The following is a 16,343-nucleotide window of genomic DNA, read 5'->3' as shown; positions in this document are numbered from 1 at the left end:
CCCGCCGCCGCAGAGCGGCGGGCCGAGCCGTTGGGCCTGGACAGCTGGCCCCCGGCCGACGCCACCCCGGTCGAGACCGAGGGACTCTACCCGTACCTGGCCGAGGCCGGTTTCGGCTACGGCCCGGTCTTCCAGGGCCTGCGCGCCGCCTGGCAGTCGGGCGACGAGATCTTCGCCGAGGTCCGGCTGCCCGAGCAGGCCAAGGCAGACGCCCGCCTGTTCGGGCTGCACCCCGCGCTGCTCGACGCCGCCCTGCACGGCGTCGGCATGGGCTCCCTGCTGAGCCCCAGCGAGTCCGGTCGGCTGCCGTTCGCCTGGAGCGGCGTCACCCTGCACGCCTCGGGCGCCGACACCCTGCGGGTGCGCCTCTCCCCGGCGGGCGAGGACTGCGTCTCGGTCACCGTCGCCGACAGCACCGGCGCGCCCGTCGCCCGGGTCGACTCGCTGCTGCTGCGGCCGGTCTCGGCCGCCCAGGTGCAGGCCGCACGGGGCGCCCACCACGAGTCGCTGTTCACCGTGGAGTGGCAGCCCGCCGCTCTCGGCACCGCCGACACCACGCGCTGGGCGCTGCTCGGCGCGGAGCCGCTCGGCCTGGACCTGCCCGGTTATGCCGACCTGTCCGCGCTGGACAGCGCTGTCGCGTCCGGCGCGGCGACGCCCGACACCGTGCTGACGGTCGTGAGGGCGGAGACCGGCGAGCTGCCGGGGGCCGCGCACGCGACGGCCCGTCATGCCCTGGCCCTGGTCCAGGAGTGGCTGGCCGCCGACCGGTTCGCCGACGCCCGGCTGGTGCTGGTCACCCGCGGCGCGCTCGCCGTCACCTCGGGCGAGGCGGTCGCCGACCTGGCCGCCGCCACGGTCTGGGGCCTGGTCCGCTCGGCCCAGATGGAGAACCCGGGCCGACTGGTCCTGCTCGACCTCGACCACGAGGCTTCGCTCGGGGTGCTGCCCGCCGCGGTGGCCACCGAGGAGCCGCAGCTCGCGCTGCGCGAGGGCACCGCCCGGGTGCCCCGGCTGGCGCGGGTCACCGCCGCGGCCGTCGACGCGGCGCCGGTGTTCGACGCCGACCGCACCGTGCTGGTCACCGGCGCGACCGGCACGCTGGGCGCGCTGGTCGCCCGTCACCTGGTCGTCGAGCACGGCGTGCGCCGCCTGCTGCTGGTCTCCCGGCGTGGTGCGGACGCCGCGGGTGCGGCCGAACTCGTCGCCGAGCTGGCCGAGTCGGGCGCCGAGGTGACGCTGGCCGCCTGCGACGTCGCCGACCGCGACGCGCTGGCCGCGCTGCTCGGCTCGCTGGAGCACCCGCTCGGCGCCGTGGTGCACACCGCGGGCGTCCTGGACGACGGCATCGTCTCCGCGCTCACCCCCGAGCGGCTGACTCCGGTGCTGCGCCCCAAGGTGGACGCGGCCTGGCACCTGCACGAACTGACGCAGGGTCTGAACCTCTCCGCGTTCGTGCTCTTCTCGGCGGCCGCCGCCACGCTCGGCGGACCCGGTCAGGCCAACTACGCCGCCGCCAACGCCTTCCTGGACGCCCTCGCGCACCACCGCCGGACCTCCGGGCTGCCGGCCACCGCGCTGGCCTGGGGCCTGTGGGCCGAACGCAGCGGCATGACCGGCACATTGGAGGAGGCCGATCTCCAGCGGATGGCGCGCGGCGGGGTCGCCGCGCTCTCCAGCGAGGAGGGCCTGTCCCTGCTCGACACCGCCGTCGCCCTGGGCGGCGCGGGCTACGTCCCGATCCGCCTTGACCTGGCCGGGCTGCGAGCCCAGGCCGCGAGCCCCGCGCTGCCCGCCCTGCTGCGCGGCCTGGTCCGGGCCCCGGCCCGGCGCGCCGCCCAGGCCGAGCAGGCCGGCGACTCGTTCGCCCGCCAGCTGGCCGCGCTGCCGGAGACCGAGCAGCGCAAGGCGCTGCTGACCCTGGTCACCGGCCAGGTGGCCGCCGTGCTCGGTCACGCCGACGCGGACGCCGTCGAGCCGCACCTCGCCTTCAAGGAGCTCGGCTTCGACTCGCTGACCGCCGTCGAACTGCGCAACCGCCTGAACGCGGCCACCGGCCTGCGGCTGCCGGCCACCCTGGTCTTCGACTACCCGAACCCGGCTGCCCTCGCCGATCAGTTGGGTGCCGAGCTCCGCGGCTCCGCGCAGACCGCCGCCACCCCGGCGACCCTGCGCGCTACCACGGGAGTCTCCGACGACCCGATCGCGATCATCGGCATGGCCTGCCGCTACCCCGGCGGCGTGACCACGCCCGAGGAGCTGTGGCAGCTGGTCACCGACGGCCGCGACGGCATCTCCGGCTTCCCCGCCGACCGTGGCTGGCTGGTCGACGCGCTGCACAGCGCCGACACCGAGCGGGCCGGGGCCGCGCTGCAGGGCGGCTTCCTGCACGACGCCAGCGCCTTCGACCCGACCTTCTTCGGCATCAACCCGCGCGAGGCGCTGGCGATGGACCCGCAGCAGCGGCTGCTGCTGGAGGCGTCCTGGGAGGCGTTCGAGCGGGCCGGGATCGACCCGGCCTCGGTCAAGGGCAGCCGCACGGGCGTCTTCGCGGGCGTGATGTACCACGACTACGTCACCCGCCTGCCCGCCGTCCCCGAGGAGGTCGCGGGCTACCTCGGCACCGGCGGAGCCGGCAGCGTCGCCTCGGGCCGCGTGTCCTACACCTTCGGCCTGGAGGGCCCGGCGGTCACCGTGGACACCGCCTGCTCGTCCTCGCTGGTCGCGCTGCACCTGGCCGCCCAGGCGCTGCGCAGCGGCGAGTGCACGCTCGCGCTGGCGGGCGGCGTGACGGTGATGGCCACGCCCGACACCTTCGTCGACTTCGCCCGTCAGGGCGGCCTCTCCTCCAGCGGCCGCTGCAAGTCCTTCTCCGCCGACGCGGACGGGACCAGCTGGGCCGAGGGCGTCGGCATGCTGCTCGTCGAGCGGCTCAGCGACGCCCGCCGCAACGGGCACCCGGTGCTGGCGATCGTGCGCGGCACCGCCGTCAACCAGGACGGTGCCAGCAACGGCCTCACCGCCCCCAACGGCCCGGCGCAGCAGCGGGTGATCCGCGCCGCACTGGCCAACTCCGGCCTGACGGCGGACCAGGTGGACGCGGTCGAGGCGCACGGCACCGGCACCTCGCTGGGTGACCCGATCGAGGCCCAGGCCCTGCTCGCCACCTACGGCGAGGAACACAGCGACGACCGGCCGCTCTGGCTCGGCTCGATCAAGTCGAACCTCGGCCACACCCAGGCCGCCGCCGGAGCCGCCGGGATCATCAAGATGGTCATGGCGATGCGTCACGGCGTGCTCCCGCAGACCCTGCACGTGGACGAGCCCACCCCGCACGTCGACTGGTCGGCCGGAGCGGTGGAACTGCTCACCGAGGCGCGCGAGTGGCCGCAGACGGGCCGGCCACGTCGCGCGGGCGTCTCGTCCTTCGGCGTCAGCGGCACCAACGCGCACGCCATCATCGAGCAGGCGCCAGAGCCGGTCTCCCAGGCCGAGCCGGTCGGCCCGGCCGCACTGCCCTGGGTGCTCTCCGCGAAGACCCGAGAGGCGTTGCGCGGTCAGGCGGCCAAGCTGCACGAGCGGCTGGCCGCCGACCCCGAGGCGCACCCGGTGGACGTCGCCTACTCGCTGGCCGTCACGCGCGGCAGCCTGGAGCAGCGCGCCGCCGTGGTCGGCGCCGACCGCGAAGAGCTGCTGCGCGGACTGGCGGCGTTCGCCACCGGTGAGCCGTCCGGCAACCTGGTCGAGGGAGCCGCAGGCAGCACGCCGCGCACGGCGTTCCTCTTCGCCGGGCAGGGCAGCCAGCGGGTCGGCATGGGCGCCCAACTGTACGAGGCGTTCCCGGTGTTCGCCGCCGCCTACGACGCGGTCCGTGCGGAGCTGGACCGGCACCTGGAAACCCCGCTCGCGGACGCCGCCGAGCTGATCGACCGGACCGAGTACACCCAGCCGGCGCTGTTCGCGCTCGAGGTGGCGCTCTTCCGCCTGGTCGAGTCCTGGGGTGTCCACGCGGACTTCCTGGCCGGGCACTCGATCGGCGAGCTGGCCGCCGCCCACGTCGCGGGTGTCCTCTCGCTCGCCGACGCGGCCCGGCTGGTCGCCGCGCGGGGTCGCCTCATGCAGGCGCTGCCCGCCGGTGGCGCGATGGTCGCCGTCCAGGCCGCCGAGGGCGAGGTGCTGCCGCTGCTCACAGACGAGGTGGGGATCGCGGCGGTCAACGGGCCCACGTCCGTGGTGCTGTCGGGCACCGAAGAGGCTGTCGCCGAGATCGCGGGGCAGTTGGCCGCGCAGGGTTGCAAGACCAAGCAGCTGACGGTCAGCCACGCGTTCCACTCGCCGCTGATGGACCCGATGCTGGACGCGTTCCGCGCGGTGGCGGAGCAGGTGACCTACCACGCCCCGCAGCTCCCGATCGTCTCCACCCTGGACCGGGACGCCGACCTGGCGACGCCCGAGTACTGGGTGCGCCACGTCCGCGAGGCCGTCCGCTTCGCGGACGCGATCGAGGCCCTGGAGGACGAAGGCGTCCGCACCTTCCTGGAGTTGGGCCCGGACGGCACCCTCGCCGCGCTCGGCCAGGAGTGCGTGACCGCGGACGCGGTCTTCACGCCCGTGCTGCGTCGCGACCGCGACGAGGCGCGCACGTTCACCACGGCGCTCGCCCAGCTGCACGTGCGCGGTGTCGCCCTGGACTGGCCGGCGGTCTTCGCCGGTACCGGGGCGCGCCGGGTGGACCTGCCGACCTACGCCTTCCAGCGCGAGCGGTACTGGCTGGAGGCTCCGGCGCTGTGGGCCGCGGACGTCGCCTCGGCCGGGCTGCTGACCCCGGAGCACCCGCTGCTCGGCGCCGCCGCCCCGCTGGCCGAGTCGGACGGCTTCCTGTTCACCGGGCGGCTCGCCCTGGACACCCACCCCTGGCTGGCCGATCACGCAGTCTCGGGGACGGTCCTGCTGCCGGGCACCGCCTTCGTCGAGCTCGCGGTCCGCGCGGGCGACCAGGCGGGCTGCGACCGCCTGGAGGAGCTGACCCTGATGGCCCCCCTGGTGCTGCCGCACAGCGGCGCGCTCCAGGTCCAGCTCTGGCTCGGCCCCGCCGACGAGTCGGGCCGCCGGGTCCTCTCCGTGCACTCCCGTCCCGAGGACGCGGCGCCCGACGAGCCGTGGACCAGGCACGCCGACGGCGCGCTGGGCACCGGCCGGTCCGCTGAGCCGGCCGACGCCGTCGACCTGACCGCGTGGCCGCCGGCCGACGCGGTGCCGCTGGAGACCACCGGCTTCTACGAGCGCCTGGCGGTCGGCGGATTCGCCTACGGACCGGCCTTCCAGGGCCTGACCGCCGCCTGGCAGCGCGGCGAGGAGATCTTCGCCGAGGTCCGCCTGCCCGAGGGCACCGAGCCGGACGGGAGCCTGTTCGGGCTGCACCCCGCGCTGCTCGACGCCGCGCTGCACGGCACCTTCCTCCAGGGAACCGGTGCCGAGGGCGGCCGACTGCCCTTCGCCTGGAGCGGCGTCACCCTGCACGCGGCCGGTGCCTCCACCCTGCGGGTGCGGATCAGCCCGCAGGGCACGGACGCGGTCGCCCTCACCCTCGCCGACGCCACCGGCGCGCCGGTGGCCACCGTCGAGTCCCTCGTGCTGCGCCCGGTCGCCGCCGACCAGCTGCGTGGCGCCGCTCGGGGTGCGCACCACGAGTCGCTGTTCCGGGTGGAGTGGACGGCGCTGCCGGTGGCTGCCGACGGCGTCGAGCGTGGTCGTTGGGGTGCGCTCGGTGGTGCGCTCGACGGTGTCACGGTCGAGGACTTCGCTGATCTGGCGGATCTGGCGGCGGCCGAGGTCGTCCCGGACGTGGTGTTCGCGTCCTGCGGGTCGGCAGGTGGTGAGTTGTCGGCGGATGCGGTGCGGGAGGCTTCGCACCGGGCGCTGGGGCTGGTGCAGTCCTGGCTGGCCGAGGACCGGTTCGCTGATGCGCGGCTGGTGGTGGTGACGCACGGTGCGGTCGCGCCGCTTGCGGGTGAGGCCTTGGCCGATCCGGCTGGTGCGGCGGTGTGGGGTCTGGTGCGTTCCGCGCAGGCGGAGAACCCGGACCGGTTCGTGCTCCTCGACCTGGACGCGGCCGATCTCTCAGCGGAACAGCTGGCGGCGGCGCTGGCCGGCGGCGAGCCGGAGCTGGCGGTACGTCAGGATGCCTGCCTCGTGCCGCGTCTGGCCAGGATCGCCGTCGACGAGGCGCTGACCCCGCCGCAGGACACGACCGCCTGGCGACTGGGCATCCCGGTCAAGGGCACGCTGGACAACCTGGCCCTGGTCGAGCACCCCCCGGCGCTCGCGCCGCTGGAGCCCGGCAGCGTGCGGATCGGCGTGCGGGCCGCGGGCCTGAACTTCCGTGACGTGCTGAACGCGCTGGGCATGTACCCGGGCAACGCGGGTCTGCTGGGCCTGGAAGGCGCCGGTGTGGTGCTGGAGCTCGGTCCGGGCGTCACCGACCTGGAGGTCGGGGACCGGGTGTTCGGCATGCTGTCGGGCGGCTTCGGCCCGGTCGCCGTCGTCGACCGCCGGATGATCGCGAGGATGCCCGACAGCTGGACCTTCGCCCAGGCCGCCTCCGTGCCCGTGGTCTACCTGACGGCCTACTACGCGCTGGTCGACCTCGCCGGGCTGACGTCCGGTGAGTCGGTCCTGATCCACGCCGCCGCCGGCGGCGTGGGCATGGCCGCCGTCCAGCTCGCCCGCCACCTGGGTGCCGAGGTCTACGGCACGGCCAGCGCGGGCAAATGGGACGCGCTGCGCTCGCTGGGTCTGGACGAGGAGCACATCGCGTCCTCGCGTGATCTGGAGTTCGAGGACCGCTTCCGGGCTGCCAGCGGCGGCCGAGGGGTGGACGTGGTCCTGGACTCCCTCGCCCGGGAGTTCGTGGACGCCTCGCTGCGGCTGCTGCCGCGCGGCGGCCGGTTCGTCGAAATGGGCAAGACCGACGTCCGCGACCCCGAGCAGGTCGCGGCCGACCACCCGGGCGTGCAGTACCAGGGCTTCGATCTGATCGAGGCGGGCCCCGAGCGCACCGGCGAGATGCTCGCCGCCGTCCTCGCCCTGTTCGACCAGGGGGCGCTGGCGCACCTGCCGATCGCCACCTGGGACATCCACCGGGCGCCGGAGGCGTTCCGCTTCGTCTCCCAGGCCAAGCACGTCGGCAAGGTCGTCCTCACCGTCCCGGCCCCGCTGGACCAGGACGGCACCGTCCTCGTCACCGGTGCCACCGGCACCCTCGGGACCCTGGTGGCCCGGCGGATGGTGACCGAGCACGGCGCCCGGCACCTGCTGCTCACCAGCCGACGCGGCGCCGATGCCCCCGGTGCGGCCGAACTCGCTGCCGAGCTGGAGCAGTTGGGGGCCTCGGTGCGGCTCGCCGCGTGTGACGTGGCCGACCGCGACGCGCTGGCCAAGCTGCTCACCGAGCTGCCGCGCCCGCTCACCGCCGTCATCCACACCGCCGGTGTGATCGACGACGGAGTGGTCTCCGCGCTCACCGAGGAGCGGCTGGACACCGTGCTGCGCCCCAAGGCGGACGCCGCGCTCAACCTGCACGAGCTGACCGCCGGGCTGGACCTGTCCGCGTTCGTGCTCTTCTCCTCCGTCGCGGGCACCTTCTCCAGCGCCGGGCAGGGCAACTACGCGGCGGCCAACGCCTTCCTGGACGCGCTGGCCACCCGTCGTGCCCGACTCGGCCTGCCCGCAGTCTCGCTGGCCTGGGGCCTGTGGGCCGAGAGCAGCGGGATGACCGGCAACCTGGCGGAGACCGACCTGCAGCGGATGTCGCGTGGCGGCATCACACCGCTGTCCTCCGCCCAGGGCCTGGAGCTGCTCGACACCGCAGCCGGGCTCGGCCGCGCCACCGTCGCCCCGATGGGCCTGGACGTCGCCGGGCTGCGGGCCCACGCCGACCCGGCCGCCGTCCCGCCGCTGCTGCGCGGCCTGGTGCGGGCTCCCGCGCGCCGCGCCGTGCGGGCCGCCGTCGGAGCCGTCGAGGGCCCGACGCTGGAGCAGCGGCTGGCCGGTCTCGACCAGGAGGAGCGTCACAAGCTCCTGCTGGAACTGGTCTGCACCCAGGTCGCGGCGGTCCTCGGGCACGCCGGGCCGGAGTCCGTGGAGGCCGAACGGGCCTTCAAGGAGCTCGGGTTCGACTCGCTGACCGGCATCGAGCTGCGGAACCGGATGAACGCGGCCACCGGCCTGCGGCTGTCCGCGACGCTGGTCTTCGACCACCCGACCCCGGCCGCCCTCGCCGAGCTGCTGCTCACCGAGATCGTCCCGGCACCGGCCGCCTCCGCGCAGCCGCTGCTGGCCGAGCTCGACCGGCTGGAGGCGGCGTTCGGGGCGGGTCCGGTCCTCGACGGTGAGGTGCGCGGCACCCTGGCGGCCCGACTGCAGGCCCTGCTGGGCGCGCTCTCCGTCCCGGCGACGCCGACCGGCGGCGCGGCCCCGACCGGCGGCGCGGTGGCGACCGAGCAGCTGAAGGCCGCCTCCGACGACGAGCTGTTCGCCTTCATCAACAACCAGCTCGGCCGGTCCCAGGGGGAGGGCGACTGACCGCCTGAGAGGACGATCCGACGGCTCGGACGCCGCGCGCGTCCGGGCCCCGGGCCGGCTCCCGTCCGGGCTCGATCCCGAGCGAGCCCACCCTGGCCCGGGCGGGCAACCCGCCCGCCCCGAACGGCGGTCCCGACGGCCCTCGTGCGCCGTGCCGCCGCGCTGCCCGCCCTCGCGCCCCGCGACGGCGGGCAGTGCGTTCCCAGGGGCCGGCCGAGCAGTCCCCGGGTGGGCGACGTCCCCGCCACCAGGCCTGTTCGGCAGGCCGGACCGGCCGGTCGCCCCAGGCCCTAGGGGACGGATAGGGGTTGAGGGGCGGTCGGGCCGCCGCCCATCATCTCGGATAGCGAAATGCGTAGGCGACCTGGGAGGACTCCCGTCGCCCGAGGTCGCCGAGGACTCCGATCGGCGGCCCTGCATGCCGTCGGGGTCGTTCCTGCGAACTCCGGCCGGTGAGAACCGTCGAAGCCCGACGTGAGCCGACCGGATGCGCTGAAGAGGTGGGCAATTAGATGGCGAATGAAGAGACGCTGCGTGACTACCTCAAGTGGGTGACCGCCGATCTGGCGCAGACCCGCCAGCGCCTCCAGGAGGTGGAGGACACCGACCACGAGCCGATCGCGATCGTCGGCATGGCCTGCCGCCTGCCGGGCGACGTCGGCTCGCCGGAGGAGCTGTGGCAGCTGGTCAGCGAGGGCCGGGACGCCGTCGACGGCTTCCCCGTCAACCGCGGCTGGGACGTCGAGAACCTCTACCACCCCGACCCCGACCACCCCGGCACCTCCTACGTCGACGTGGGCGGCTTCCTGCACGGGGCCACCGAGTTCGACCCGGCGTTCTTCGGGATCTCGCCGCGCGAGGCGACGGCGATGGACCCGCAGCAGCGCCTGCTGCTGGAGACCTCCTGGGAGGCCTTCGAGCGTGCCGGCATCGACCCGACCACCCTGCGCGGCAGCCGGACCGGTGTCTTCGCCGGTGTCATCTACCACAACTACGCCGCCCGCCTGCACGCCGTGCCGGAGGGCGTCGAGGCGTTCCTGGGCACCGGCAGCTCGGCCAGCATCGCGTCCGGCCGGGTCGCGTACGCGCTGGGCCTGGAGGGCCCGGCGCTCACCATCGACACCGCCTGCTCGTCCTCGCTGGTCGCCCTGCACCTGGCCGTGCAGTCGCTGCGGCGCGGCGAGTCCACGCTGGCCCTGGCCGGTGGCGTGACCGTCATGTCCACACCCGAGGCCTTCGTCGACTTCAGCCGCCAGCGCGGCCTGGCCGCCGACGGGCGCTGCAAGGCGTTCTCCGCCGAGGCCGACGGCACCGGCTGGGGCGAGGGCGTCGGCATGCTGCTGCTGGAGCGGCTCGGCGACGCCCGACGCAACGGACACCCGGTGCTGGCCGTCGTGCGCGGCACCGCCGTCAACCAGGACGGCGCCAGCAACGGCCTGACCGCCCCCAGCGGCCCCGCGCAGCAGCGGGTGATCCGCCAGGCGCTGGAGAACGCCCGGCTGACGGCCCAGCAGGTCGACGCGGTCGAGGCACACGGCACCGGCACCACCCTGGGCGACCCGATCGAGGCCCAGGCGCTGCTGGCCACCTACGGCAAGGACCGCCCCGAGGACCGCCCGCTGTGGCTGGGCTCGGTGAAGTCCAACATCGCCCACACCCAGGCGGCGGCCGGCGTGGCCGGTGTCATCAAGATGGTCATGGCGATGCGGAAGGGCCTGCTGCCGCGCACCCTGCACGCCGACACGGCCTCGCCCGTCGTCGACTGGAGCGCCGGCGCGGTCCGGGTGCTCTCCACCGAGCAGGACTGGCCCGAGCGCGAGGAGCCGCGCCGCGCCGGTGTGTCCTCCTTCGGCTTCAGCGGCACCAACGCGCACGCCATCATCGAGCAGGCCCCGGCCCTGGTGGAGGTGACGGCGCAGGAGCCCGAGCCGGACGCGGCCGCGCCGGGCACGGACGTGCAGGACGCGGACACGCAGGACGCGGGCGGGCCGAGCACGGACACGTCGCGTACCTCGGTGGTGCCGTGGGTGCTGTCGGGCCGTACCGCCCAGGCGCTCACCGACCAGGCCGAGCGGCTGCTCGCGCGCCTGGACGCCGAGCCCGAGCCGTCCGCCGCCGACGTCGCCTACTCGCTGGCCACCTCCCGGGCCGCCTTCGAGCACCGCGCCGTCCTGGTCGGCGCGGACCGCGCCGAACTGCGCGAGTCCCTGGCCGCGTTCACGCGCGGCGAGGCCAACGTGCCACAGGGCGTCACCGGTTCGGTCGGAAAGCTGGCCTACCTGCTGGCCGGGCAGGGCAGCCAGCGTCTCGCCATGGGCGCCGAACTGTACGACGCGTTCCCGGCGTTCGCCCAGGCCTACGACACGGTCTGCGCCGAGCTCGACCGCTACCTGGACCGTCCGCTCAAGGACGCCGTCGCCGACCCGGAGCTGATCCACCAGACCGGCTACACCCAGCCCGCGCTGTTCGCCCTCGAAGTGGCGCTGTTCCGGCTGACCGAGTCCTGGGGCGTCCGTCCGGACTTCCTGGCCGGACACTCGATCGGTGAGCTCGCCGCCGCCCACGTCTCCGGCGTGCTCTCCCTCGGCCATGCCGCCGCCCTGGTCGCCGCGCGCGGGCGGCTGATGCAGCAGCTGCCCTCCGGCGGCGCGATGAGCGCCGTGCGGGCGAGCGAGGACGAGGTCTTGCCGCTGCTGGCCGGCCGCGCGGGCGAGATCAGCGTCGCGGCCGTCAACGGGCCCGCCTCCGTGGTGATCTCGGGCACCGAGCAGGCCGTCCTGGAGGTGAGCGAGCGGCTGGAGGCCCAGGGCCGGAAGACCAAGCGGCTCACCGTCAGCCACGCGTTCCACTCGCCGCTCATGGACGGCATGCTGGACACCTTCCGCGCGGTCGCCGAGCGCCTGACCTACGCCGCGCCGCGCATCCCGATCGTCTCCACCCTCACCGGTCGGCTCGCCACCGCCGAGGAGCTGTGCTCGCCGGACTACTGGGTGCGGCACGTCCGTGAGGCCGTCCGCTTCCACGACGCGGTGCTGGCCCTGGAGAACGAGGGGGCGCGCACCTTCCTGGAGCTCGGCCCCGATGGCACCCTCACCGCCCTGTCCCAGGAGTGTGCCACCCGCGAGGCCGCCTTCACCCCGGTGCTGCGCCCCGGACGGTCGGAGGCGCGGACCTTCACCGCCGCTCTCGGCCGGCTCTTCGCCCGCGGCGTCAGGCTGGACTGGCCCGGGGTCTTCACCGGCCTCGACGCCCGCCGCGTCGACCTGCCCACCTATGCCTTCCAGCACGAGGCCTACTGGATCGACCGGTCCGCCCCGCTGACCACCGACGCCCGCGCGATCGGCCTCGGCTCGGCCGACCACCCGCTGCTGGGCGCCGCCGTGGCGCTGGCCGACAGCGACGGCTTCTTCTTCTCCGGCCGACTGTCCCTCTCCACCCACCCCTGGCTGGCCGACCACGCGGTGTCCGGCTCGGTGCTGCTCCCCGGCACCGCCTTCGTCGAGCTGGCGATCCGCGCCGGCGACCACGTCGGCTGCGACCGGCTGGAGGAGCTGACCCTCGAGGCGCCCCTGGTGCTGCCCGAAACGGGCGGCGTCCAGGTGCAGTTGTGGGTCGGCCAGGCAGACGCGTCGGGCCTGCGCCCACTGACCGTCTACTCCCGCCCCGAGGACGACGCCGACGACGAGCCCTGGACCCGGCACGCCGACGGTCTGCTGGGCACCACGGCCGCCGCACCCGAGGTCGGCTTCGACCCCGCTGTCTGGCCGCCCGCCGACGCCCGGCCCGTCGACCTGGCCGACTTCTACCCGGCCCTCACCGAGGCGCAGTTCGGCTACGGCCCGACCTTCCGCGGCCTGCGCGCGGCCTGGGTGCGCGGCCAGGAGGTCTTCGCGGAGGTCGCTCTCCCCGAGGAGAGCGCCGCCGACGCGGCCGGCTTCGGCCTGCACCCGGCGCTGCTCGACGCCGCGCTGCACGCCACCGCGCTGCAGAGCGCCGCGCTGCCCGGCGCGGCGACCGCCGAGAGCGACCAGCCCGCCCAGGGTCGCCTGCCGTTCTCCTGGAGCGGGGTGACGCTGCACGCGGTGGGCGCCGCCGCCCTGCGGGTGCGCATCGCGCCCGTTGGCCCCGACACGGTGACCCTGACGGCCGTGGACGTCGCCGGCACGCCGGTCTCCACGGTGGAGAGCCTGATGCTGCGGCCGCTCGCCCCCGAGCAGCTGACCGGTGGCGACACCCGTGCCGCCGCGGTCGCCGACGCCCTCTTCGCCCAGTCCTGGACCACCCTCGCCCTGCCCGACGGCACCGACACCCCGACCGAGCGGCACACCGTGGTCGGCCCCGACCGGCTGGACCTGGCCTCCGGGCTGCTGGCCGCAGGTCACGGCGTCGACGCCCCGCTCGACCTGGCCGCGATGTCCGCCCGCCTGGACGCCGAGGACCACGCGCCCGGCATCCTCTACCTGCCGATCGGGGACGGCACCGCTGCGGACTCCCCGCAGCAGGTGCGCGCGGCGGTGCACCGCGCGCTGGAACTGCTTCAGACGTGGTTGGCCGAGGAGGTGTTCGCGGCCTCCCGCCTGGTGGTGGTGACGCGTGGTGCGGTCGCTGCCGGTGAGGGTGAGGGCGTCCGTGACCTGGCGTCGGCTGCCGTCTGGGGTCTGGTGCGTTCGGCGCAGTCGGAGAACCCAGGTCGGATCGTGCTGGTGGATCTCGACGAGGACGCTGCCTCGCTGTCCGTGCTCGCTGCCGCTGTCGACTGCGGTGAGCCGCAGTTGGCGCTGCGCGCGGGTGAGGCGTTCGCGCCGCGTCTGGCGCGGGTGGCTGCGGGCGGTGCGGGTGTCGCGCCGGAGCTTGATCCCGAGGGGACAGTGCTGCTGACCGGGGCCACGGGCGCCCTGGGCGGCCTGTTCGCCCGGCACTTGGTGACCGAGCACGGCGCGCGTCGCCTGCTGCTGGTCTCCCGACGCGGGGCCGAGGCTCCCGGAGCCGCCGATCTCGTCGCCGAACTCGTCGCGCTGGGCGCGCACGTCTCCGTCGCGGCCTGTGACGTGGCCGACCGCGAGGCGCTCGCCGCACTGCTGGGCTCGCTGGAGCGCCCGCTGACCGCCGTGGTGCACACCGCCGGTGTGCTGGACGACGGCATTATCTCCTCGCTCACCCCCGAGCGCATCGACACCGTGCTGCGCCCGAAGGTGGACGCGGCCTGGCACCTGCACGAGCTGACGCGAGACCAGAACCTCTCCGCCTTCGTGCTGTTCTCCTCCGCCTCCGGCGTCCTCGGCGCCGCCGGGCAGGGCAACTACGCCGCTGCCAACGCGTTCCTCGACGCCCTCGCCCAGCACCGCGGGGCGGCCGGTCTGGCGGCCACCTCGCTGGCCTGGGGCCTGTGGGCGGGCGGTATGGCCGGCACCCTGGACGAGGCCGACGTTCAGCGGATGACCCGCAGCGGCGTCGCCCCCCTCACCGCCGACCTGGGCCTGGCCCTCTTCGACGCCGCGTTGGGCCAGCCCGCCGCGGCGCTGGTCCCGATCCGGCTGGACGCGGCGGGCCTGCGCCAGCAGGCCCGCACCGGCCGACTGCCCGCCGTCCTCACGGGTCTCGTCCGTACCCCGGCCCGCCGACTGGCCGCCGCGGGGGCCACCGCCGCCGGCGCCTCGCTGGTCCAGCGGCTGCTGGTGCTGGGGGAGGAGCAGCAGCAGCGCGAGCTGCTGGAGTTGGTCCGGTCCCAGGTCGCCCAGGTGCTCGGCCATGCGGGCGCGCACGTCGTCGACCCGGCCAAGGCCTTCCGGGAGACCGGCTTCGACTCGCTCACCTCGGTCGAGCTGCGCAACCGCCTGAACGCCGCGGCGGGTGTGCGACTGCCCGCCACCGTGGTCTTCGACTACCCGACCCCCGCCGCGCTCGCCGACTACCTCTTCACCGAGGCGCTGGGTCTGGGGGAGGCGATCGCCGAGGCCGCGCCCGTCGCGGCGGCGGCCGTCAACGACGACCCGATCGCCATCGTCGGCATGGCCTGCCGCTACCCGGGCGGCGTGCGCTCGCCCGAGGACCTCTGGCGGATGATCGCCGAGGGTGCCGACGGCATCTCGTCCTTCCCCACCGACCGTGGCTGGGACGTCGAGAACCTCTACCACCCGGACCCGGACCACCCCGGCACCTCGTACACCAGCGAGGGCGGGTTCCTGCACAACGCCAGCGAGTTCGACCCGGCGTTCTTCGGCATCAGCCCGCGCGAGGCGCTGGCGATGGACCCGCAGCAGCGGCTGCTGCTGGAGACCTCCTGGGAGGCGTTCGAGCGCGCCGGGATCGACCCGGAGACCGTGCGCGGCAGCCGGACCGGCGTCTTCGCCGGGATCATGTACCACGACTACATCTCCCGTCTGCCCGCCATCCCGCCGGGCGTCGAGGGCTACCTCGGCACCGGCAACTCCGGCAGCATCGCCTCTGGCCGTGTCTCCTACGTGCTCGGCCTGGAGGGCCCGGCGGTCACCGTCGACACGGCTTGCTCGTCCTCGCTGGTCGCCCTGCACTGGGCGATCCAGGCCCTGCGCACCGGCGAGTGCACGCTGGCGCTGGCCGGAGGCGCGACGGTGATGGCCGCTCCCAGCACGTTCATCGACTTCAGCCGCCAGCGCGGCCTGGCCCGCGACGGGCGCTGCAAATCCTTCTCCGAAAGCGCGGACGGCACCGGCTGGGCCGAAGGCGCGGGCATGCTGCTGATCGAGCGCCTGTCGGACGCGCGCCGCAACGGCCACCCCGTGCTGGCGATCGTGCGCGGCTCGGCGATCAACCAGGACGGCGCCAGCAACGGCCTGACCGCCCCCAACGGACCTTCGCAGCAGCGCGTCATCCGCCAGGCCCTGGCTTCGGCGGCGCTCACAGCGGACCAGATCGACCTGGTCGAGGCGCACGGCACCGGCACCACCCTGGGCGACCCGATCGAGGCCCAGGCGCTGCTGGCCACCTATGGCCGCGAGCGCCCGGCCGACCAGCCGCTGTGGCTCGGCTCGGTCAAGTCGAACCTGGGCCACACCCAGGCCGCCGCCGGCGTCGCCGGCGTCATCAAGGTCATCATGGCGATGCGGCACGGCGTGCTGCCGCAGACCCTGCACGTCACGGAGCCGTCCACGCACGTGGACTGGACCGAGGGCGCGGTCGAGCTGCTGACCGAGGCGCGCGCGTGGCCGCAGACCGGTCGCCCCCGCCGGGCCGGCGTCTCCTCTTTCGGGATCAGCGGCACGAACGCCCACACGATCATCGAGGAGCCGCCCGCGCCGCGCGGCGCCACGACCGCCCAGCCGGACCCGGCGGCCCCCACGCGGGTGGTGCCCGTGGTGCTCTCCGCCAAGAGCCCCGAGGCGCTGCGCGCCCAGGCCGAGCGACTGCGCGACCACCTGCGCGAGCGGCCCGAGTCGTCGGTGCCCGACGTCGGCTGGTCGCTCGCCACCACGCGGAGCGCCTTCGAGCACCGTGCCGTGTTGCCGGTCGCCGCACGCGACCTGCTCGACGCGGAGCTCACCGCCTTGGCGGCCGGTGCGCCGACGGCGCGTGCGGTGCTGGGGACGGCCGGGTCGGCGGGCCGGACGGCGTTCCTGTTCACCGGTCAGGGGAGTCAGCGGGCCGGGATGGGCCGCGAGCTGTATGAGGCGTTCCCGGTGTTCGCGTCGGCCTTCGATGCGGCGTGCGCGGAGCTGGACGGGCTGCTGGATCGTCCGCTGCGCGAGGTGGTCTTCGCGGGTGAGCGGATCGACGAGACGGCC

At 75.1% G+C, this 16,343-nt stretch carries 2 protein-coding genes; both read left to right on the top strand.

Going from position 1 to position 16,343, the window contains the following annotated elements; genetic code table 11:
• Nucleotides 1-8,583: type I polyketide synthase (locus TR49_RS35890; protein WP_152627642.1), on the top strand; the 8,583-nt coding region annotated here is incomplete at its 5' end.
• A gap of 512 nt (nt 8,584-9,095) precedes the next feature.
• Nucleotides 9,096-16,343 (top strand): type I polyketide synthase (locus TR49_RS35885; protein ID WP_042389813.1); only part of this gene is annotated, 7,248 nt, incomplete at its 3' end.

Source organism: Streptacidiphilus melanogenes (genome assembly GCF_000787835.1).
GTDB lineage: Bacteria > Actinomycetota > Actinomycetes > Streptomycetales > Streptomycetaceae > Streptacidiphilus > Streptacidiphilus melanogenes.
This window is presented reverse-complemented; position numbering and strand designations above follow the sequence as displayed.